21 protein-coding genes, 4 tRNA genes, 1 rRNA gene and 1 pseudogene are annotated in these 20,237 nt (G+C 67.2%); 18 read left to right on the forward strand and 9 right to left on the reverse strand.

Annotated elements, in window-relative coordinates; genetic code table 11:
• Positions 1–200: ribosomal RNA gene (locus tag BMY74_RS08960) — 16S ribosomal RNA — on the reverse strand; the annotation flags it as partial.
• A gap of 348 nt (positions 201–548) precedes the next feature.
• Positions 549–1,007, reverse strand: coding sequence for a nitroreductase family deazaflavin-dependent oxidoreductase (locus BMY74_RS08965; RefSeq protein ID WP_218159581.1), 459 nt, complete (start codon positions 1,005–1,007; stop codon positions 549–551).
• Positions 1,008–1,017: 10 nt separating this feature from the next.
• Here BMY74_RS08965 and BMY74_RS08970 point away from each other — a divergent pair, with 10 nt between their 5' ends.
• The 4 genes from BMY74_RS08970 to BMY74_RS08985 all read left to right on the forward strand — a co-directional run bounded on the left by BMY74_RS08970 (position 1,018) and on the right by BMY74_RS08985 (position 5,467).
• Positions 1,018–1,980 carry a lycopene cyclase family protein gene (locus tag BMY74_RS08970; RefSeq protein ID WP_245785992.1) on the forward strand — a complete coding sequence of 321 codons (963 nt, stop codon included), beginning with the start codon at positions 1,018–1,020 and terminating at the stop codon, positions 1,978–1,980.
• 90 nt (positions 1,981–2,070) lie between these two features.
• Positions 2,071–3,780, forward strand: coding sequence for a GGDEF domain-containing protein (locus BMY74_RS08975; RefSeq protein ID WP_245786052.1), 1,710 nt, complete (start codon positions 2,071–2,073; stop codon positions 3,778–3,780).
• A gap of 82 nt (positions 3,781–3,862) precedes the next feature.
• Positions 3,863–4,999, forward strand: a complete 1,137-nt coding sequence (locus tag BMY74_RS08980) for a carboxylate-amine ligase (RefSeq protein ID WP_281244969.1) — start codon at positions 3,863–3,865, stop codon at positions 4,997–4,999.
• A 57-nt stretch (positions 5,000–5,056) separates the two neighbouring features.
• Positions 5,057–5,467 (forward strand): CBS domain-containing protein, encoded by a 411-nt coding sequence (locus tag BMY74_RS08985; RefSeq protein WP_089912727.1) that lies wholly within the window; start codon positions 5,057–5,059, stop codon positions 5,465–5,467.
• Here BMY74_RS08985 and BMY74_RS08990 read toward each other — a convergent pair.
• The 3 genes from BMY74_RS08990 to BMY74_RS09000 form a co-directional block, all read right to left on the reverse strand.
• On the reverse strand, positions 5,458–5,901 hold the full coding sequence (locus BMY74_RS08990) for an NUDIX domain-containing protein (RefSeq protein WP_089912730.1): 444 nt from the start codon (positions 5,899–5,901) through the stop codon (positions 5,458–5,460). The genes BMY74_RS08985 and BMY74_RS08990 overlap by 10 nt on opposite strands.
• Positions 5,902–5,917: 16 nt before the next feature.
• Positions 5,918–6,742: a DUF72 domain-containing protein gene (locus BMY74_RS08995; protein ID WP_089914158.1), complete on the reverse strand. Its 825-nt coding sequence runs from the start codon at positions 6,740–6,742 to the stop codon at positions 5,918–5,920.
• Between the two features lie 86 nt (positions 6,743–6,828).
• Positions 6,829–6,906 (reverse strand) — tRNA-Ile (locus BMY74_RS09000).
• A gap of 417 nt (positions 6,907–7,323) precedes the next feature.
• Between BMY74_RS09000 and BMY74_RS09010 the strand changes: the two genes are divergently transcribed.
• The 13 genes from BMY74_RS09010 (at position 7,324) to BMY74_RS44100 (ending at position 18,066) form a co-directional block, all read left to right on the forward strand.
• Complete coding sequence (locus BMY74_RS09010) at positions 7,324–8,004, forward strand: DUF2637 domain-containing protein (protein WP_089912736.1); 681 nt, start codon at positions 7,324–7,326, stop codon at positions 8,002–8,004.
• Between the two features lie 166 nt (positions 8,005–8,170).
• Positions 8,171–8,545, forward strand: coding sequence for a type I restriction-modification system subunit M N-terminal domain-containing protein (locus BMY74_RS09015; protein ID WP_143091498.1), 375 nt, complete (start codon positions 8,171–8,173; stop codon positions 8,543–8,545).
• Between the two features lie 68 nt (positions 8,546–8,613).
• Positions 8,614–8,928, forward strand: coding sequence for a hypothetical protein (locus tag BMY74_RS09020; RefSeq protein WP_089912740.1), 315 nt, complete (start codon positions 8,614–8,616; stop codon positions 8,926–8,928).
• 17 nt (positions 8,929–8,945) lie between these two features.
• Complete coding sequence (locus BMY74_RS09025) at positions 8,946–9,275, forward strand: hypothetical protein (protein ID WP_143091499.1); 330 nt, start codon at positions 8,946–8,948, stop codon at positions 9,273–9,275.
• Positions 9,276–9,278: 3 nt separating this feature from the next.
• Positions 9,279–9,737 (forward strand): hypothetical protein, encoded by a 459-nt coding sequence (locus tag BMY74_RS09030; protein WP_089912746.1) that lies wholly within the window; start codon positions 9,279–9,281, stop codon positions 9,735–9,737.
• A gap of 712 nt (positions 9,738–10,449) precedes the next feature.
• The gene (locus BMY74_RS09035) at positions 10,450–11,295 is read left to right on the forward strand and encodes a helix-turn-helix domain-containing protein (RefSeq protein WP_089912749.1); all 846 of its coding nucleotides are present in this window, start codon (positions 10,450–10,452) and stop codon (positions 11,293–11,295) included.
• 167 nt (positions 11,296–11,462) lie between these two features.
• The gene (locus BMY74_RS09040; RefSeq protein ID WP_177229648.1) at positions 11,463–12,242 is read left to right on the forward strand and encodes an ESX secretion-associated protein EspG; all 780 of its coding nucleotides are present in this window, start codon (positions 11,463–11,465) and stop codon (positions 12,240–12,242) included.
• Positions 12,243–12,343: 101 nt separating this feature from the next.
• Complete coding sequence (locus tag BMY74_RS09045) at positions 12,344–12,613, forward strand: hypothetical protein (protein ID WP_089912754.1); 270 nt, start codon at positions 12,344–12,346, stop codon at positions 12,611–12,613.
• Entirely contained in the window at positions 12,610–13,137 is a 528-nt protein-coding gene (locus tag BMY74_RS09050) for a hypothetical protein (RefSeq protein WP_143091500.1), read from the forward strand. Before BMY74_RS09045 ends, BMY74_RS09050 begins: the two co-directional genes overlap by 4 nt.
• Before the next feature lie 661 nt (positions 13,138–13,798).
• On the forward strand, positions 13,799–14,959 hold the full coding sequence (locus BMY74_RS09055; RefSeq protein WP_089912760.1) for a hypothetical protein: 1,161 nt from the start codon (positions 13,799–13,801) through the stop codon (positions 14,957–14,959).
• Positions 14,946–16,445, forward strand: a complete 1,500-nt coding sequence (locus tag BMY74_RS09060; RefSeq protein ID WP_177229649.1) for a type IV secretory system conjugative DNA transfer family protein — start codon at positions 14,946–14,948, stop codon at positions 16,443–16,445. Before BMY74_RS09055 ends, BMY74_RS09060 begins: the two co-directional genes overlap by 14 nt.
• 97 nt (positions 16,446–16,542) lie before the next feature.
• Complete coding sequence (locus BMY74_RS09065; protein ID WP_177229650.1) at positions 16,543–17,424, forward strand: replication-relaxation family protein; 882 nt, start codon at positions 16,543–16,545, stop codon at positions 17,422–17,424.
• A 354-nt stretch (positions 17,425–17,778) separates the two neighbouring features.
• Positions 17,779–18,066 carry a hypothetical protein gene (locus BMY74_RS44100; protein ID WP_143091502.1) on the forward strand — a complete coding sequence of 96 codons (288 nt, stop codon included), beginning with the start codon at positions 17,779–17,781 and terminating at the stop codon, positions 18,064–18,066.
• 179 nt (positions 18,067–18,245) lie between these two features.
• Here the strand turns inward: BMY74_RS44100 and BMY74_RS46075 are convergent, their stop codons facing one another.
• Positions 18,246–18,839 (reverse strand): hypothetical protein, encoded by a 594-nt coding sequence (locus tag BMY74_RS46075; RefSeq protein ID WP_245785994.1) that lies wholly within the window; start codon positions 18,837–18,839, stop codon positions 18,246–18,248.
• A 60-nt stretch (positions 18,840–18,899) separates the two neighbouring features.
• Between BMY74_RS46075 and BMY74_RS46955 the strand changes: the two are divergent.
• A pseudogene (locus BMY74_RS46955) lies at positions 18,900–19,112 on the forward strand (recombinase family protein); the annotation flags it as partial.
• Positions 19,113–19,984: 872 nt separating this feature from the next.
• On the opposite strand, the gene BMY74_RS09075 reads toward BMY74_RS46955, so the two are convergent.
• The 3 genes from BMY74_RS09075 to BMY74_RS09085 form a co-directional block, all read right to left on the reverse strand.
• Positions 19,985–20,057, reverse strand: a tRNA-Leu gene (locus BMY74_RS09075).
• A gap of 1 nt (position 20,058) precedes the next feature.
• A tRNA-Leu gene (locus BMY74_RS09080) sits at positions 20,059–20,132 on the reverse strand.
• 10 nt (positions 20,133–20,142) lie between these two features.
• A tRNA-Gly gene (locus BMY74_RS09085) sits at positions 20,143–20,215 on the reverse strand.
• Positions 20,216–20,237: the final 22 nt, after the last annotated feature.

A 20,237-nucleotide genomic window follows, 5' to 3' on the forward strand; every position in this document is an offset into this window, starting at 1 on the left:
CCACACCAGATCATGCGATCCGGTGTCGTATCCGGTATTAGACCTCGTTTCCAAGGCTTATCCCAGAGTACAGGGCAGGTTACCCACGTGTTACTCACCCGTTCGCCGCTCGTGTACCCCGAAGGGCCTTACCGCTCGACTTGCATGTGTTAAGCACGCCGCCAGCGTTCGTCCTGAGCCAGGATCAAACTCTCCAATAAGGATCGTTGTGATCGCTCCAGACGGAATATGTCTGGCAATCTGGTCTTGCATCTCAAAGGAATACCCCGACGAGGGGTATTCATATTACTGGCTGTGTTTCGGCACGCTGTTGAGTTCTCAAAGAACACGCGCTCACCGGATTCAATCTCCGTTTCCGGAGAGTTTCACTCGGGGCTGGTGTTTCTGAAGCTTATTTGGTGTTGCTCGCCGGTGTCAAATCCGCCTCTGAGAGGCTTTTGTCTTCCGGCTTTGTGGTCAGGCCCGTTCCGGCTTGTTTTCCGGCCCGTGTCGCTCTGACTTGGAGAACATTACACGGGGCACTTTCGATCTCCAAATCGGGGGGTCCCCTAAGCGCCTGAACCGCCGCTGACCTGCGCGTTCGTCACCGCGAAGACCGGGTGGCGGTCTGCCTCGGCCTCGAACGCCGAGACGGCGTCGCCGACCTTCGCGTCGAAGAAAGGCCTAGTCACAGGCTCCTTACGCACATATGCGGCCAGCACGGGCGCCGCGACGGACGCGGGAACCTCGTTCAAAACGACTTGACGTGACCTGCGTCCCCTTCGCAGGACCGCCGCCCCGGCCGCGCGTGCGTTGTGCACCCAGTCCCGAACGCCATACGGCGCGACGAGCCACTCCCGGCCGTCGTGCTTCATCAGACGAATCGGGATCGTCCGCTCCGCACCGGTGCGACGGCCTCGGGTTGTCAGCAGCACGTAGTAGGAGGGTCCGATGCCGAGCGAAACGGCACGACTGATCACGACGTTGCCGACACGGCGGATGAGGTGCTGACGGTAGGTCCTGGCCACAAGGTCAATCATGGACCTCGTGATGTTCGACGTGGTGGTGATTGGCGGAGGTCCCTCCGGCCGTGCGCTCGCACGCGCCTGCGCACAGGAAGGACTGCACACGGCGATAGTCGACCGCCGTCCAGAACGCCCCTGGACGGCGACGTACGGCGCGTGGGCGGACGAGCTCCCACCGGACACTCCGGTGAAGACGACGAGCACGACTGTTCGCGCGTACGTGCGCGAGGAGCACCGGATCGAGCGCACCTACGTCATCCTGGACAACGCACGTCTGCACGAACTGCCGGAAGAGGTCACCGTCCTCCAACGGCCGGAGCCGGCACGTCACACGTTCAACGCCACAGGCGCGCGCAAGGGACGTGCCGAGCAGACGGCCGTGGGGACGGTCATCGAATCGGACAGCACCGAGACCACGTTGATGGACTGGCGCGGCGACGGCGAGACGTTCCTCTACACGGTCCCTCTGGGCGATAACCGCCTTCTCGTGGAGGAGACGTGTCTGGCGCGTAGGCCCGGCATGCCGTTGAGCGAGCTTCGCGAACGCCTGCACGCACGGCTCGACCCCAGCGCCGAAGAAGAACGCGTCCGGTTCCCCCTCGACGCACCCCGCGCAGGCGGGGCGTTCGGCGCGGCGGCCGGCTTCATCCACCCCGCGACGGGCTACAGCGTCGCCACGGCACTGCAGCTCGCCCCGCGGGTGGCCGAGGCGATCAAGGCGGGCAAGGACCCGAAGCACGTCATCTGGTCCCCCAAGGCACGCCTCGTGCACGCGATGCGCAAGCACGGCCTGGAGGTCCTGCTCCGCTTCGACGCCGAGGAGACCAAGGACTTCTTCGAGGTGTTCTTCGGGCTCGCCCCCGAACTGCAGCGCGCGTACCTCTCCGGCCGCGAGGACTTGACGGGCAACGTCAAGGCCATGAACACGTTGTTCCTGACCGCTCCGGCACACCTCAGGTGGAAACTCTTCTTCTAGCGAACTCCCAGCGTGCACGCCGTGTCACCGAGCGCAGCGCCGGTGTGGCTGGTGGCCGCCAACATCGTGAACAGCTGGTGAACCCGCTTGGTGCGAGTCGTTCGCACCGGCACGATCGAGGGCGTGCCCGCATTGCTGGATGACGTCAGGTTCGCCTTCCAGCCGCTGTTCAACCTGAACACCGGGGGCGTCGTCGCGATCGAGGCCTTGGCCCGGCCGCACGACGGCAGCGTGCAGGATCTGCTCCAGGCCGCCTTCCGCGCCGGCCTGCTGGCGAACGCCGACGTCGGACTCGCCTGCCGCGCCATCCGGTCCGCGGCCGACTTCGACCTGATCCTGCCGCTGCACGTGAACCTGCTGGCGATCACGGTCGCGGACGAGCCCGAGGTCATGAGCCCCATCTACGGCGCTCTGCGCGACGCGGGCCGCTCGCCGGACAGCGTGGTCGTCGAGATCGGCGAACCGTACTCGCGCGCCAACCGCGCACGGCTCGCCCGTGGCATGCAGACGTTGCGGAACAACGGTTTCCGCATCGCGCTCGACTGCGTGGGCGAGGGCGACGTGCCGCTCGGACTGCTGACGAGCGCCTCGCCGGACTACGTCAAGCTCGACCGCGAGATCGTCCGGTCGCTGCCCGACAACGCCGCGCGGGGAGCGCTGGTGAAGTCGTTGGTGCACCTCGGCGAGTACACGGGCGGCCAGGTCGTGGCCGAGGGCGTGGAGACCGAGGCCGAGCTGACCTACCTGCGCAAGCTGGGGGTGGGGTACGCGCAGGGCAGGTTCCTCGCTCCCCCGCAGCGAAGGCCGGCGGTGAACGCTCGCATCGCGCCCGAGTCGGTCACCGAGACCGGGGAGATCCGCCGCGCCAGCACGGGTCCCCGGATCACGGCCTTCCTGCACCCCGCGACGGTGCTGCCGGAGAACGCCACCAGCGAGGAGGTGCGCGAGGTGTTCGCGACCCAGCCTTCGGTCACGGGTGTCGTGCTGCTCGACGACGAGGGACGCCCGAAGTGGTCGGTGGACCGCAACCGGTTCCTGCTCGCGGTCACCGGGCCGTACGGGCACGCCCTGCACGCCAAGAGGGAGGCCGCGCGGCTCGCGGACAAGCCGCACGTCATCGGCACGGAGTCGTCGGCGCTCGACCTGCTGGACGTGGTGGCGGGGGCGAACCGCGAGCGCACCAACGACGACCTCGTCGTCGTGGACCACAACGAGCGGTGCATGGGCGTCGTGCGCGTGGCGGACGTCGTGCGCGGTGTCGCCGAGCTCAAGGTGGAGCAGGCGGCGGCGCTGAGCCCGCTCACCCGGCTGCCGGGCAGCGACGTCATCTCGGACGAGGTGGACCGGCGCATCGCGGCCGGTGAGATCTTCGCGATCTCGTGGCTGGACGTCGACGGTTTCAAGCTGGTCAACGACACGGTCGGGTTCGCGGCGGGCGACGACCTGATCCGCGAGATCGGGCACGACCTGGCGGACCTCGCGCACGCGTTCCCCGGCGTGCAGGTCGGGCATGTCGGCGGTGACGACTTCCTCTTGCTCGCGGGCCTCGACGAGACGGTGCCGCTGAGTGCTCGTTTGCTCGACAAGGCGTACACGGCAGAGGGACGACACGTCACCCTCTCTCTTGCGACCCTTATCTGTGCCCCGGGATCAGTGGGCTCGTATCGCGAGGTGTCGCGGTTGCTGGCGCCAGTGAAGGAGCACGCGAAGTCGCTCGCCGGGTCCAGCTGGGTCATGGGCCGGCCGGGCACCGAACGACGTGACGTGCTGCGTGGAGTCGAGCAACGCGCGGTGAGCTGACAAGTACAACCGAACGCCTGCTGTGCGGCGCACTGATCACTCATAGCATCGGGAGTGCTACTCAGTGCACTGGAGGTTCGGCGTGCAGGTCGGCAGCAGAACTCAATCGGTACCCGCGCAGCGCAGAAGCATCGACGGACTCCTCACCGTTGGCGTGGAAGAGGAATTCGTGCTCGTCGAAGACTCCACAGGCCATTTGGCCAACCGTGCCAACGAAGTTCTCGCCGGTGCCGACTCCTTCGAAGTCGACCTGCAGCCGGAAATCGCGCAATACCAGGTGGAATCGGCCAGCGGCGTGTGCACGGACATGGCCGTGCTGCGCGACCAGCTGGCCGTGGCGCGCAGGGCGTTGATCGAACGGGCGGCGCGGCACGACGCGAGGCTCGCCGCGACCGGGACGCCCGTGCTGGGCCTCACGATGCCGACCCCGTTGACGAACTCCCCGCGCTACCACCGGATGGCGCAGGAGATGGGCGCGCTCACCAACGACCTCGCGATCTGCGGCTGCCACGTGCACGTCGGGTTGCCCGACGACGAGTCGAAGATCTTCGTGAGCAACCACCTGCGGCCGTGGCTGCCGACGTTGCTGGCGCTGGGCGCGAACTCGCCGTACTGGCTCGACGGCGACACGGGCTACGCGAGCTGGCGTTACGTGGTCTGGAACCGTTGGCCCACTTCGGGTGCGCCACCGCTGTTCGACTCCGCCGCCGAGTACTACGCGGCACGGGAGGAGATCGTCGCGAGCGGCGCGGCGATGGACGCCGGGATGCTGTACTGGGACGTGCGGCTCTCCGCCAACCACCCCACGCTCGAACTGCGGGTCTCCGACGTCGCGCCGACGGTGGAGGAGGCCGTGCTGATGGCGGCGCTGGTGCGCGGGATCGCCGCAACCGCACTGAGTTCGGGCGCCGCACCGCTCAAGTTGCCGCCGCACCTGCTGAAGGTGGCGATGTGGCGTGCCGCGCGCGACGGTCTGGAGGGCTTCGGCATCGACCCGGCGACCGGCGCGCCCACCCCCGCGTCGTCGATCGTGGCGTCGTTGCTGCGGTGGATCCGGCCGGCGCTCGAGTTCGCGGGCGACTACGACCTGGTGACCACGGGCATCGACCGGCTGCTGCTCGACGGCACGGGCGCGGTGCGGCAGCGCAGGGCGTTCGCGCGCCGCGGCAGGCTGGCCGACGTGGTGGCGTTCCTGGTCGCGCAGACGGCGCCGGTCTGATCTGCGCCCCGGTCCGCGCGGGGGGATGCTGGGGTCTCGGGCCGGAAGGAGGACGTTGTGACGACAGCGCGCGACATCATGCACCCCGGCGTGCGGTGCGTGGACGAGGACGCGAACCTCGTCGAGGCCGCCCGCCTGATGCGGGACCTCGACGTCGGATCCCTGCCGATCTGCGGCAAGGACGACCGGCTGCACGGCATCATCACCGACCGCGACATCGTGGTCAGGGCCGTGGCGGGCGGGCTCGACCTGGCGACGACGAAGGCCGGCGAGTTCGGTTGCCACGTCCACTGGGTCGACGCGTCGGACTCGATCGCCGAGGTGCTGCGGACCATGGAGGACAACCAGATCCGGCGGGTGCCGGTGATCGAGGACCACCGGCTGGTCGGCATGGTGTCGGAGGCGGACCTGGCACGGCACCTGCCGGAGGACCGGCTGGCGTCGTTCGTGGAACGGGTCTACGCCTGAACGCCGTGCTCCAGGTAGCGGGTCTCGCCTGATTCCCTCGCTCGCAGCGCCTCGGTGACGCGGCGCGCGAGCCGGGGGATCAGGCGTTCCCGGGCCTGCTCCGGCGTCACGAACTCGTAGGACCTGAGCTCCTCGGGTGGCAGGCGGATGGGGTCGCCGGCTGTGAGCAGGCCGCCTTCGAACACGAACAGGACGCGGTCCTCGCCGTCGCGTGGCGCCCAGTCGGCCACGAGCAGCCGGCCGGGCTCTCTGGTGAGGCCGAGTTCTTCCTCGATCTCGCGGCGGCACGCTTCGCGCGGGGTCTCGCCGTGTTCGACCGCACCACCCGGGATCTCCCAGTACGGCTTGTAGGTCGGCTCGACGAGCAGGACGCGCCCCGCCTCGTCGAAGAACAGGGCACCGGCACAGGAGAGCGCTCTGCTGCTGTGGTCCACGGTTCCTTTGTACGGCTCAGAACAGGGTCGCGGGCTCGACCGGTTCCGGCTCGGGCAGTGGATCGAGCTCGGGAACCAACGCGCGCACGTCGTCGTGGAAGCGGCGGGCCAGCGCGGGCGCGTCGTCGTTGTTGGGCGTGTGCATGAAGAACGTCGGCGAGAGGCCTTCGCGGAGCCATCCCGCGACCACCTCGGTCCACGGCTGCCACCCCCGCACCGTCTCCTCGACAGAGTCCCTGCCGAGGTACCGGACGACCGGCCGATCGGTCAGCGCGCGCGTCCGCCGCGGCATCCTCGGCTTCCTGGCCCACGCCTCCGCTTCGCCCTCGCTGGACGGCGGGCTCTGGAACAGGACCTCGGTGTCGAACGGCACCCACTCGGCGCGCGCGTCGTCGAGCGTGGCCTCGAGCAGTGACGTCGAGCGCGCGTCGGTGAAGAAGTCGAGGTGGCGCACCTCCGCGGCGCGCCGGCGATCGGCGGGCAGCCTGCGCAGGAACCGGCCGAGGGCCTCGACGTCGTTCGGGCCGAACGACGAGGGCAGCTGCGTCCACAGCACGGCCCGCTCACCGAGGGGTTCGATCGCGTCGAGGAACGCCCGCATCTCCCGCTCGACCCCGGCGAGCCGGAGTTCGTGCGTGACGACCTTCGGCACCTTCACCATGAACCGGAAGCCGGGGTCGACCTGCTGCGCCCACATCTCCACGGTGCCGCGGGCGGGGGTCGCGTAGAAGGTGGTGTTGCCCTCGACCGCGTTGCACCAGCCCGCGTACGCCCGCAGGCGTTCCTTCGGCGGCAGGGGCTGCGGCAGGAACCGTCCGGGCCACGCCTTGTGGGTCCACATCGCGCAGCCGACGTGCAGACGTGCCACTCCACCCACTCCCGTCGGTCGTGGGGTCCAATCTACTTCACTGGTTCGTGTGCGAACGTTGGTCGTCCCGCCAGGACTTGAACCTGGGACCTACCGCGTATCAGACGGACGCTCTCACCGGACTGAGCTACGGGACGTGAGTGGAAGACGAGGGTGTCGAACCCTCCAGGGCGATCTTGCAAGGATCACCTGCGCGCCGGCGCGTCCCCCGATTGAGTTGTGCAGTGCCGCGGGTACGTCTCGTACAATATCTACACAGTCCCGCACCCGCCGTGAACTGCAGGTTTCCGCCACAGTGGAGGTCCCACGTGGCCGCCGCCGTCGCGCTGGCGGTAATGCGCGATGAACCCGAACGAGATCATTCATGGCCTGACAGGCCTGCAGGCTGACGGCCTGGCCTGCCCGGTGTGCGGAGCGAACTACCTACAGGTCGTGGTTGCGTCGGTGCCCGTTGGGCGCTCGGTGACCAGTTCCCAGGTTCACGCCTGTGTCGGGGAATGCGCCGAGTCCGCCAGGGCAGCGATCGAGGCTGGGCACCGAGCAGGTGGCGCGCGATGACTGCCACCGCTCGTCGGGACCGTTCGTTGTGGGTGCAGTGCGCGTGCACGGCTCTCGTCGCGCTCGGTGCGGCGTACGCCTCGTACCGGCACGGGCGCGAGTTCGCGCTCCGCTTCGGCGCGGACGAGACAACCGCAGCGATCTGGCCGCTGATCGTGGACGGCTTGTTGACCACGGCGACGGTGGAGCTGTGGAAGACCGGTCTCGGTAGCGGGCGCTGGAAGGCCTGGCTGGCGTTCGCGTTCGGCATCGTGCTCTCGCTGTGCGCCAACGTGGCCGCAGCTCCCGAATTGAGCGTATTCGCCGTGGCGGTCGCGGCGTGCCCGCCGCTGGCACTACTGCTCGCGGTCGAGCTGCTCAATCACGCGCTGAAGCGTCGTCGCGCTGAGACCGCGAACGAGACCGGAACTGGGAACGACAAGAGTGACGACGAGACCGTCGGCTCGGTACGCCTCGCAGCAGTCTCAGGCGATCCTCGTCCGCCAGCAGAGCCGACCGCTGAACAGCGGATGTGGGTCTACTTTCGCGCGCAAGCCGCGCACGGTCGAGTGCCGACCGGCGCCGAGTTGGACCGTGTCGCGGGAACCAACAACTACGGTCGCAGGGTGCTGCGTATGTGGCACGAGAAGGGCCTCATAGCCTCGTCTGCGGTTCAGCTTCGCCGGCAAACCCGTTGAACTTCGACACAGCTGCCAGTCAAAACATGTTGCGTAACCCGACAGCAAGATGGCCGGGAACGAGGACTGACTCCGACGACGGTTCTGCTTGGATGGTGGGTCGGTCAAGGCGTTGATCGCTACTGTGGGTCGACTAGTGTCGCGGAACGGGTAAGGAGGGTGGCAGGTGCCACCGAAGACGAGGCCGAAGCAGAACAAGAGCCTCGAAGAGGTCCTGTGGGACTCGGCGACCGCGTTGCGGTCGTCAATGGATGCTGCTGAGTACAAGCACCCCGTGCTTGGTTTGATCTTCCTGAAGTACGTCTCGGACACGTTCACCGCTCAGCTGCATCACGGAGGTTCGCGAGGTGCTGGCCGAGGCGCTTCTTGGCTCGAGTTGGTGCGGCTGCCATGCAGTGAGCCTAGCGCGCCCAAAACTCGTGCAGTTGCACGATATAGACCCGATTGGGCTATGTCTGTCGTGCGACTGCACGTTATACCTTGCATGTGTCGGCGGGGCTGCTGGCCCCTTGCACGGGGCTGGGCCGTCGCGTGGTGGTGAAGCGCCCCTGCAGCCCCGTCGGCCCAAAGCAAAGTGCCCCCAGGCTCAGCGAAAGGGGTGTCGGGGTGATGGACGTGGTTTTCGACGAACTGCATCGCAAGGTGACGAGCTACCTGGCGACCGTGAAGAACGTGGCTTCGGACGGCGGCGACGAGGCCGCACTGGTCATCGCTCGCAGTGAGTTGCCGTTGATCGTCGACGCCTTCGACGCACTGTTCGGCGGGCATGCGCCGGACGAGAACGGTTTCTGCCGGCAGTGCCGCCGAGCGGGTCGGTGGTGGCGACGGCGGCGGGTGCCGTGCCGGGTGTTCCTGCAGGCCCAGATCGCTCTGTTCCATCCCGCCGGCCACGGCCGTCATGCGTTGTCGAGGACCGAGCTGTGAACGCCTGCGCTCTCGGCGTGATCACCCAGATGCAGCGCTTGCGGCATCTGCACCAGGAGCGGGGCTGGTCCTTCGACACTGTCCGCTCATTGAACCCGCCGCATGAACTGGTGGTGCTGATCTATTCGTTTTGCCACAGCGAGTGGCTCGACGTGCTGCGGGTCAAGTCGGACACGGACGCCCAGGCCGGGCGTTTCCTCGTTGAGTCGGTGGTCGACGGTCGTCGACCTCAGGCGTGCTGGCTGGTTACGGGAACGCTCTGCGACGTGCTGGACGGCCTGGACGAGCTGCCGCCACCGACGTCGCGGCTGGCTCCTCGCCTTCTCCTACCCGCAATCGTGAGGTGACCAATGTCCTTCGCCCACAACGCAACTCGTCTTGGTATCGGCACGCGAGAGGGTCCACAGACCGAGTACGAGGCCGCCGCTCAGTCCTATCAGGACGAGCACGGCTGGGCCGTCGGCGTGTACCGCTCTGGCGTGTGGCTGATGTCCGGCTGCGGGGTGGATGCGCTGGACATGCCCAGGGCACTTGGCGAAAGGGTGCGCGTGGCTCTCGACGACTCCGCACCGCTGTTCGAGTCGCCTGATGACCACGGCGTTCGCTGGGTCTTTCTCGTCGCACCGAACGCGGGTACAGCTCGGCCGGAACTCGCTGAGCTTGGCGTCGACCACGTCCGCGCCGGGCGCTGCGTCGATCTTCCGCCGAGTCGGTTCGGGCAGCACCGGTTGCGATGGCTCACAGGACCAGCAGGCGTGTCGGTTCCGGACTTCACAGCGGTGGCGCACGCAGCTCTCAGCGCGGGGTGACTAAACCCGTTGCATAACACAGGATTGACGACAACGAGCACGAGAGAACCGAGTGACGATGACCGAGGTTCGAACACTGCAGCCTGGCCGCATTGTCGCGCCGTATGTGACCGCGCGGTCTGCTGAGCAGGGCCTGCGGTGTGACTTGGCGGTGCGTCCAGATGGCCGCGGTGTCGGTTATGCCCGTGAGCTTCTGGGTGATCGGGATGAACAGGGTGTCCTGTGGGCGCGAGTGGCGGAGCGTCCCCTGGAGGGAAGGCCGGAGTTCGCCAGGGTGCATCCGGCTCGGCAGCGGAGGGCGATGCGCGAGTTGCTGTGCCAAGTGTGTGCGGGGCCGGCGGATCGAACACCGGAGGGTGTCCTGTGGTTGATGCGGGATTTCCGCGAGGACTGGCCAGGTTGGCCTGAAGGTGCGGCTTCGGTGGATCCGCCGGTCTGTGCTCGGTGCGTGGGGACGTCGATGCGGCTGTGCCCAGCGCTTCGGCGCGGCGCTGTTGCCGTTCGGGTTCGGGAGTTCGCGGTCGTGGGTGTATGGGGCACGCTCTACCGGCCAGGTGTGTTTGCGCCCGTTGCGGTCAATGCCGTTCGTCTTACCTACGGTGATCCGCTGACTCATTGGATGGTCGCAGTGGCATTGGTTCGCGAGCTGCGTGGGTGCAGCTTCGTGCCGTTCGAGGAGTTGGGCGACGCGGCGGGCATGGGATGACCCAGGATGCCGAAGGACTTCCGGGCCACGACGCTCGAACGCGCCATCGGGCGGCAGCTGGCCGGGTGGCGCAACGAGCGGCAGCTCAGCCTCACCGAGGCGGGGCAGCGGGTGGGTTTCAGCAGCGCCAAGTTGTCCATGATGGAGAACGCGGTGCAGCCGTCCGCGGTGCTTGACATCATGGCGCTGGGATATGTCTACAAGGTACCGGCCTCGGAATGGCAGTCTGTCGTCCAACTGTCGCAGCACGCCGAGCGGGCGCGTACCCGCATGCTCGATGGCAGTGCGGTGTTGTTCGACCCGGCGGCCGACCTCGCCAATCTGGTGTTCGAAGCGACGGTGCTGCGGACGTTCACCACTGATTTTGTTCCGCCGCTGCTCCAGCTCCCTGACTACGCGCACTTCGCGGTACGGGTCGACGATCCGTACCGTGCGGCGCTGCAGGCAGCGGTCAGGGACTCGTGGTCGAGCCGACTCTGCGACAAGGATCCGCTCAACGTCCAAGCGGTGTTCCCTGAGTCTGTGCTCCGGCCAGTTGTCGGCGGACCGCGGGTGATGAGGGCGCAACTGCTGCACCTGATGGAGATGAGTGAGCTGGAGTCCGTCTCCCTGAAGATCGTTCCGCGCGGCACCGGCGCATATCCGGCGATGGGCGTGCCGTTCACGTTGCTCAGCTTCCCGCACCGCCAGCACAACGACGTGGCGTACTTCGAGACGTTCATCAAGGGCGAGTACGTCGAGGACCTGGACCTGATCGAGCAGTGCACGCAGCGATTCGAGAAGCTGCATGAGGCGGCGTTGCCCGAGGGAGAGTCGCTCGAGCTCATCGCCGAGGTGATAGCTGAATTGTGACAAGCGCTCGTGTTCGTTCTCGCCTTGCGGGTGAGGCTGCGCCAACCGGGTGAGATCTTCGACTGAGTCGGAGTGGTAACGCTCTGTTGACGAGTGTTCGACTGGCAGTATGTCGCGCGGTCACGCACCGTGGGGAGCGGTGCGGACAGCGAGAGGTGGGTTTCAGGGTGTCGGGGGAGATCGTCTGTTCGTTCGCGGCGCTGGATGTGCTCGGCGAGGCGTTGCGGATCAATTTGCGGCGGTTCCCGTTCGCCATTCCGCATCACGGCACCACACGTGAGGACCGGGTCCGGCTGATCGAGGCCGTGCACCGGGACCTGATTGACCGGGAACTGGTCCGTGACGGCGAGTTCGCGCCGGAACTGGTGCAGGCGTTGCATGTGTTCGCCCGCGGGCATCTTGTAATCGCACTGGTCGGTACCGCCGGTGACACGCAGCCTGTGGCACTCGCGGTCACCGACGACCGGACGGGCGTGGTCGCGGAGCAGCGGGACAACGCGATCGTCTTCCGGCTTTGCCAGCCCGACGCGGTTGTGCCTCGCTTGGTGCGACTGCTGCCTCCGATGCGCCCCGGCCCAGGGGTGTCCGTCACGGTGGCCGATACCTCGATTCCAGCAGGTCGGAGGCGACTGGATGAGGACTTCTCCGAACAGACCTTCAGATCCCCGGTGAAGGCGGCCGCACCGTCGCCGGTCGGGCAGCGAGCAGCTGCCGAGGAGATCCTGCGCCGCCCACGACTGGGCGCCGGCTATCTGCAGGTCTCGGCGCGTGGCCGCAATGAGCAGGAGACCGACCTGGGGACGATCAACTACCTGGACACCGACGTCGGGAGGTACGCGGTGATCCCCGCCACCGGCCAGGACGGACGCCTGACGGCCACGTACACCCCCGCTGATCAGGCGGCCCTCGAGCGTCTCGTCGCCAGGATCGTCAATTCGAACCGGTAACCCACAGGAACCGGCGGCGTACACAATGCGTCGGATCCTCCGGACAAGGCTGCGACTACTTGTTACCGTAAGACGACGCAGCGTTAGGGAGGGGACTGGTCATGCCGGAGGCGTTCTTCGCCGGTATGCAGGGGATTAGCGACTCGGCGGCCAGCTTTTCGGCCTCGGTCGCGGCGGGTGTCGGTGTAAACGAATCCGGCGGCGAAGCTCTGATCAAGGCTATCGACCGAATGCTGAAGGGTGTCGACAAGGCTCTCCGGAAGTCGGAAGTCCTCAGCCAGGAGCCACCGCTGGGCACCACTCCGGCCGCGCAGGTGTACAAGCCGTTCCTGGCCAGCATCGCGGCCGACCCGGCACAGGGCTCACGGTGAGCCAGTCGAAACTCGCCTGGATCAACGCGATGACCGGAGCGTGGTGCTCCAGGAAGCCCCGGCGCAAGCTGGTTCGATACCAACATCCAGACAACCCAACCGAACCTGATCGCACGGTTCGTGTCTTTGGTGGGCAACGACGGGTGTGGTTGTTCTTCATCTTTCTGCTTGGGTGCGTAGGCACCTTCGTGTACAGCTCATCGGCTTTTCAGAACGAGGCCCTCGCCACCGGTGCGGCGATCGCGTCCTGGGCGGTGGTCGCACTCGTGGTCGCCAGCGTTGTCTGGCGCGCAGTGCGGGGACCGATGATCGCAATCTCCCCCGAAGGTCTGGAGTGGCGCGGCGCGGAGCTCAGCTGGGCTGAGATTCAGGACGTTCGGCTGACGCGTCGCCGCGTGCTGATCGTCCAGCCTCGGAACGGCACGGCCGTGCGGATTGGTGGGTTCGGCACCGAACAGGCGACCCGCATCCACGTGGCCATGGGGCACTTCAGTCAGGCGACGTACGCCCGCGAGAGCGCGTGAGATCACCAAGCAGCACATTCACCCGAATGGGTTATTGAGTCCTACTCCGATTCCGAGCTGCCCTGAAAGGTCCTAGCTCGGACCGCTTGATGTGCAGGTTCCGCCGAGAGGATTTTAACGCGCACAGCAAGTGGTCACAAGGTAGGCGTCACCGCTGGACCGGCCGGGCGGCCCCCGCTGTAGGGGCGCTTGGAGTCGAGTGTCCCGGTGACGCGGAGCGCCACGGTAGGCGCAGGGTCGCGGCACCAGACCCAGTTGGGTCTGGTGCCAGACGCGGTAGAGGAGTTCATATCCCGGCCTTCTGGAGCCGGCCCTCCTCGAGGACCGTCGAGACCCTGCCGGATCTGGCCGCGCTCCTGATCTCTCGCCTTCGTCCGCCGACATCTCGCCGCTGCGACACGCCCGCGCCATCCACACGTGCGGGGCTGTCTGCATCGCGGCGCACCGTCGCACGGACGGCTGTCCCAGTGAACACGACGCATCCCCGTGCACGTGGAGGTCGAGACGTCATGCCATCACGCAATCTTCCCATTACTGATCATCACGCCCTGCCAACCTGGCCCGCGTCCACATCGGACAACTGCACGGCCGCGGACTCGCCGGTGGCGTCGTTCTGTGCGATCCGCCGAGCCTGTGGGCGTGGCTGTCGTACGCCGCAGGCATGGCCTGGCGCATTGTCCAAGCCTGGTGGCCGCTGTTCGTGGTGGTGGCCGTGGCGGTGTCGGCGGCGGGCGCACTGTTCGCCGTGGTGGTGCGGCGTGCCCGTGCGGAGGCGGCCGAGAGGGCATCGTGGGTGGGCATCACCCCGCCCGCGGTTATGCCTGCCGACGGTGCGCGCGGGCTGTGGAGGGCGCTGGCGGGCCTGTTGTCGCGCACTCGCCGAGGGTTGGCGCCGCGGCACCTGGCCGTGGAGTTCGTCGCCGATGCCACTGGGATGCGCGTGGGTGTGTGGGTGCCTCCAGCATTGTCGGCGTCGTCGGTAGCCGAGGTGATCGGGCGGTGCTGGCCCGGTGCCCGCACGACCGTCACCGACACCCCGCCCGAACTGCTCGGCACCGGCGCGGCGCGGGTGACGGCAGCGCACGTGCTGCCGCGCGGTGGCCCGTGGGCACCGTTGCTGGATCCCTTCCGCACCACGCGGCGACAGGTCGCCGAGGTGGACAGTCTGCACAGCGTGCTCGCCGGACTTGCCGGCCGCGGCGAGGCGGAATCCGCGTGTGTGCAGCTCATCGTGTCCACAACCCGCACAGGCCGCCCACGTGGTGACCGGGGTCGGGCTTGGTGGGCACGGATCGCGCTCGGCTTGCTCAAAGCGCCGTTCCTGATCTTCCTCGCGGTTGCGGACGCGCTGCTCACCAAAGGCTCGGCGAACAGCCATGAAGTATCCGCGGACACCAGCACGCCGGAGGATCCGGCGGTCGCCGCGTACCGCAAAGCGATAGCGGCCAAGCAAGCACACGGTCCGCATCTGCAGGCGACTCTGCGCTTGGCGGTGAGCTCGCCGGTGTCACGACGGTTGCGGCGGCGCGGGGTGAACGAGCTCGTCAACGGCTACGACCTCGCCGCGCCCGCAGCCATCCTGGCCACTCGTCCAGCTCACCGCGCGGAGCGGCAACTGGTGCAGAGGCTGCCTGGACGCCGCCGAGACCGGTTCCTGGTCACTCTCGACGAGGCCGCCGCACTGTGGCACCTGCCCGAACAGCCGGCGCAGTACGGCATCGCAGATGCCACCGCCCGCATCCGGCGGCCCCGCCGAGACTTGCCCCGCTTCAACCCCCGCCACCCCCGGCAGGACGAAGGAGGCCGCGATGCCGCAGCCTGACTACTCCGCGCCTGCAGGTCGACGCCGGTCGACGCGCCTGCGGCTCGTTCCCGCGAATCATCCGGACCGAAAAACGCCGAAACCGTTGGGCGTCGCCAATGACGGGCCGCCGCAAGGGATCGCGTTGCGGGTGGAGGATGCCCGCCACCACGTCCATGTCCAGGGCGTGACCGGCGTGGGCAAGTCGACCTGGCTGGCCAACCACGTGCTCGCCGAAGCGGATGCCGGGCGCGGCGTCGTGTTGCTGGACTGCCAGGGAGATCTGGCCCGCCACGTGCTCGACCGGCTCCCTGCGTCGGCCGGGGACCGACTGGTGATTCTCGACCCCGCCGAGACCGAGGCACCTCCGGCGTGGAACGTGCTCGCCCCACTCGACTCCGGCGAGACACCGGAACGAGACACCGAGACCTCTGTACGAGACGGCGAGACTGGGCGAGAGTGGGCCGCCGAGAACGTGGTCGGTGTGTTCCGCCGCCTGTACTCCGCTTGGTGGGGACCGCGGATGGACGACGTGCTCCGCGCGGCCTGCCTGACTTTGGTGCGGAGACCAGGATCGACATTGGCCGAGGTGATCCCGGTGTTGACGCGGCCGGAGTTCCGCCGCGCCATTCTCACGAAGTACGGGGAGCCTGAGGGGCTGGACGGGTTCTGGGAAGGCTACGACGCCCTGTCCGCGGGGCAGCGCAACCAACTCGCCGGGCCGGTGCTGTCGCGGCTGCGGTCGGTGCTGTCCCGAAGGTTCGCCCGCGACCTGCTCGGCACCGCGGCCTCCACGATCAACCTCACCGAGATCCTCGACGGTGGCATCCTCATCGCCCGGCTGCCCAAGGGCGAGATCGGTGAGCATGCTTCCCAGCTGGTCGGGTCGCTGCTGCTGTCCGGGCTGTGGTCCGCGGCCACGCGCCGTGCCGCCCTGGCGCCGGACGACCGCAGGGACGCCACCGTCGTGGTGGACGAGTGCCACAACTTCCTGCACATGCCGATCGGTGTGGACGACGCGCTGGCCGAGGCTCGCGGCTACCGGCTCTCGCTCGTGCTGGCGCATCAGCATCTCGCGCAGCTGCCGGCGGATGTGCGGGAGGCGGTGGATGCCAACGCTCGCAACAAAATTCTGTTCACCGTCTCACCGAACGACGCGACCAAACTCGCGCGGCACGTGGCGCCCTATTTCGACGAACGCGACTTGGCACGGCGTCCCGCGTTCGAGGTCCTGGCTCGCACCGTCCACCACGGACACGACGTGCCACCCTTCACGCTCACTACAGAACCACTGCCTCCGTCGATCCCAGGCCGTGCTGAACAACTCAGGGCCGCAGCACGCAAACGGACCGGCCTGACCGCCGAGCAGCGCGCCCGCGCCGCTCGCCGTCGGCACGTTGGCGCAGCGCCCCGTGTCGACCGGCTGGTGCCAGGTCAATCGGTGGGCCACTCAGCAGGCCAACCACCGGCCAGCCAACGAGCCACCTATGACTGGCCCACTGACTGACCGCCCCAACACCGACCTTTCCGCAGTACACGGCAGGAGTGGAGGAAGAGTGCGCGTCTCCCGACATTCAAGGATCAATCCACATACACCACCAAGGGTGGAGGTCGGCGCGGCAAGCCGGGCCGACGTACTCAGGCAGTCGCGCGGGCTGACCGCCCGCGACGCCGAGGTAATCTCCTACCTTGCACGGCACCAGGTGCTCACCGCGTTGCAGCTTGCCCGGCTGGTGTTCGGCTCCTACTCCCATGCCCGTTCCCGGCTCGCCGTGCTGCACGAGCGCGGCGTGCTCGCCCGCTTCCGCCACGACATCTGGCCCGGCTCCCAGCCATGGCGCTACGCCCTTGGTCCGGTCGGCGCTGTCGTGCACGCCGCCGCCACCGGGGTCGCGCTGCCACGCCCCGCCACGGTCACCGAGACCGTGCTTCGGCTCGCACATTCCGCCCACACCGAACATCGGCTTGGCGTCAACGACTTCTTCGCCACGCTGGCGGGGCACGCTCGACACGCCCCAGAGTGCGCGCTCGACGAGTGGTGGCCAGAAAGCGAAATTGGCGAGACCTGCGCAGGAATCGTCCGTCCCGACGCCTTCGGCAAGTACACCGATCACGACCACACTCTCTCGTTCTTCTACGAACACGACACCGGGACCGAGACCATCGAGACCCTGGTGGAGAAAGTCGGCAAGTACGCCGAGCTGGCCGACGCCGGCCTCCGCAAGCCCACCCTGTTCCAGCTCCCGAGCACCAGCCGCGAACGCAACTTCCATGTCGCCCTCGCACAACGCTGGCCGCACAAGGCACCCGTGCCTGTAGCAACCCTGCCCAGCGACCAGCTCGCCGCGCCCGGCTTCCACATCGCGCCCGCCTCGCCGTCCATCGTGGACGCCCTGTGGCTGCCGGTCGGCCACACCCGTCGCCGCGCGCTCGCCGACCTCGCGCCACGAACCACGCAGCTGACAACTCATCTGGACGCAGCATGACCTGACCCACCTGAAGTTCCTTGCCTACGAACGTGTTCCGGACTCGCGTCGAACGCCCATCCGTCTCGCCACCAGCGAGACCGCAAGCGGGACAGCGAGACCACGACGAGACAGCCCGTCTCGGCCGTCTCGCCCAGGTCTCGCTGCTTGTCTCGCTTCACCGAGGGCAACAACGTCCGGACATAACCACACAGCCGGTGATCGCCGGCCCCGGCGGGTGCCGAAGTGCAGTCGGGGAGTCGAGGCCCACCAGTTGGTTCGTCCTGTTCGACGCCACAACCTGGCCTGCCGAACAACCGCCTGTGACCTCACGCGCACCAGGAGCGTGCTCACGGGCATCCGGAGTTGCCTCCGATGGACCCCCAACCGTACGACGAGGCGAATGTTGTTCCGCTGCCTCGAAAAGCACCCGATGGTGACATCGAAATCCCGCCCCATGCGATCCCTGACCAGTTCGTATGGCGGCATGATGGGACAGGAAAGCGCACGAAGAACTGGACTTTCTCCGGTCACGTGCGCTACGCGAGTGGCGCCGAAGGCGATCGTTTGCGCGGCGAGCTGAACGCCGTGATCCACGACCTTCTCGACTGGGCCATGACCCAGGAACGCGCCGAACAACCCGACGAACGGGAGGCTGCGTGAACACGCCGAACAACCCCGAAATAGACCCTCCCGCACCGTCACTGGCCGCACGGTTCCCCGCCGCGCTCTCTGTCGTGCCGTCTGGGCCGTCAGGTTTGTCGGACTACGCGGTCTCGCCGCTCGGCATGCCGACAGCCTTGCTGCGCAACGAAGTCCGAGTCGCCTTCCTCGCTCGAACGTCAACGGACGACCAGCAGGATCCGCGTCAGTCCATGTTGCGGCAGCTCGGAAACTGCAAGGCCGCCATCCCCGAGTCGTGGGTAATCGTCGCGCACTTCTACGACGTCGAGGCCGGCCGCATGGAACTCGACCAACGCGGGCGAGGCGAGAACTACGAGCGTTACGACATCCCTATCGCTCGTGACGGTGGAGTCGCCGACCTGCTCGACGAAGCCCCACATCCAGGTCGCCGGTTCGATGTCGTGATCTGCGAAAGCGTGGCCCGTGTCGCCCGCCGCACTTTCGAGGGTCTCTCGATCGAACGGGCGTTGGAACGAGTCGAGGTTCCGCTGTTCGCCTCCAACGAGCCGATCACGTTGACCGGCAGTCGGGCGCAGCGAATTCTGCAGCGACGGATCAACCAGTCGGTGGCCGAGTACGAAGTGCTCAACACCCTTGAACAGTCGTGGGGCGGACTGTGCACGCACGTGCGCGAGGGCTGGAACATCGGCAAACCGCCGTACGGCTACAAGGCGAAGGTCTACCGGCACCCCAATCCGACCAAGGCCGCCAAGGGACAGACCAAGACACGCCTCGAGCCCGACGGTCTTCAAGGCGAGACTGTCACGCAGATCGCCGCGTGGCGCTATCACGAAGGTCTCGGCTACGACACCATCGCCGACCGCCTGAATGCCGATCCCGCCAAGTACCCGCCACCAGTGCCACCCGGCAAGGTTCGGGCACGCGGTGCCTGGGGTAAGACGAGCGTCTACGAGATCATGCGCAACCCCAAGTACACCGGCTACCAGGTGTTCAACCGTCGCGCCTCACGCTCCAGGCGCGGCAAGATCAACGACCCGGTGAAGTGGGTGTGGTCCACCGAGCCCGCGCACGAGCCACTGATTCCGAAGTGGATGTTCGACGAGCTCAACGCACGTAGGCAGACCAAGCGCGGCTCTCGCGACGGCAACGAAAAGAACACCCACCCGGCAACCGCTCGCACCTACGTGCTGCGTGGCATGGTGTTCGACTCCTGCGGGCGTCGGATGTTCGGCAGCCAACGCGGTGAGCGCGCCTACTACCTGTGCTGGCCACGCAACAACAACCGCGGACGTCCCGACAACTACCCCGACCACGCCAAGACGGTCTACATCCGAGAAAGCAAGCTGCTCGACGCGATCGCCGCGTTCTACGCCGACAGGGTCTTCGGCCCGCACCGTCGAGCCATCCTCGCCGCCGAACTCGCCACGGTCGACGACCGGCAAACCCAGGAACGACAGGCCCAACGAGAGCGACTGCAACGCGGCATTGCCGATATCGCTCGCCGCCAGGACACCATCCTGCGTCAGGCGCAGAGCGGTGATCCCGATGACCCGTTCAGCCGAGGACTGCGCCAGAGCTACAACGACCTCGAAGCCGAGAAACAGGCCTGCCTGGCCGCCGTCACGGAACTCGACGCCATCGACGAGGCCGAGCCCGCCAAGCCCAGCGAAGAGGACGTCAACCTGATCGACGCGCTTCCACAGCTACGGATCGAACTGTCCAAGGCACCCGAGAAGCTGTTGCGGAAGCTGTTCGACACCACCCAGCGGACGGTCCGGCTACACCCGAACAGCAACTACGTGACTCTGACCATCAAGCTGCCCGCCGACCAACTTCCGGCAATCGGAGCAGCAGCCGAAAGGATCGACGAAATGTCCCCAGACGCACAGGAGCCCGTGACCAGCGCGGTCACGGGCTCCTGTGTGGACGTTGTACGTGCCCCCGGCAGGATTCGAACCTGCACTGGACGCGTTCTGAGCGCGTTGCCTCTTCCGTTGGGCTACCGGGGCGTGCGGATCCGGGGAGTCGAACCCCGACTGTCATGGCCCTCAACCATGTGCCTCTGCCTGTTGGGCTAGATCCACTTTCAGGACGAGCGGTCGGAGGGCATCGAACCCTCTGCTTCGGTTTGGAAGACCGACGTGTCCGCCGAGTTCACCACGACCGCATTGTTTTTCGGGCAGCACCGA

This window comes from Lentzea albida (assembly GCF_900111005.1).
GTDB lineage: Bacteria > Actinomycetota > Actinomycetes > Mycobacteriales > Pseudonocardiaceae > Lentzea > Lentzea albida.

What these genes read in the sequence shown, in the direction of transcription:
- BMY74_RS08970 (WP_245785992.1), top strand. Translation starts at nt 1,018, where the DNA reads ATGGACCTCGTGATGTTCGACGTGGTGGTGATTGGCGGAGGTCCCTCC.
- BMY74_RS08995 (WP_089914158.1), bottom strand. Translation starts at nt 6,742, where the DNA reads ATGTGGACCCACAAGGCGTGGCCCGGACGGTTCCTGCCGCAGCCCCTG.
- BMY74_RS09010 (WP_089912736.1), top strand. Translation starts at nt 7,324, where the DNA reads ATGACTGCCACCGCTCGTCGGGACCGTTCGTTGTGGGTGCAGTGCGCG.
- BMY74_RS09020 (WP_089912740.1), top strand. Translation starts at nt 8,614, where the DNA reads ATGGACGTGGTTTTCGACGAACTGCATCGCAAGGTGACGAGCTACCTG.
- BMY74_RS09030 (WP_089912746.1), top strand. Translation starts at nt 9,279, where the DNA reads ATGTCCTTCGCCCACAACGCAACTCGTCTTGGTATCGGCACGCGAGAG.
- BMY74_RS09035 (WP_089912749.1), top strand. Translation starts at nt 10,450, where the DNA reads ATGCCGAAGGACTTCCGGGCCACGACGCTCGAACGCGCCATCGGGCGG.
- BMY74_RS09045 (WP_089912754.1), top strand. Translation starts at nt 12,344, where the DNA reads ATGCCGGAGGCGTTCTTCGCCGGTATGCAGGGGATTAGCGACTCGGCG.
- BMY74_RS09055 (WP_089912760.1), top strand. Translation starts at nt 13,799, where the DNA reads ATGGCCTGGCGCATTGTCCAAGCCTGGTGGCCGCTGTTCGTGGTGGTG.
- BMY74_RS09060 (WP_177229649.1), top strand. Translation starts at nt 14,946, where the DNA reads ATGCCGCAGCCTGACTACTCCGCGCCTGCAGGTCGACGCCGGTCGACG.
- BMY74_RS44100 (WP_143091502.1), top strand. Translation starts at nt 17,779, where the DNA reads ATGGACCCCCAACCGTACGACGAGGCGAATGTTGTTCCGCTGCCTCGA.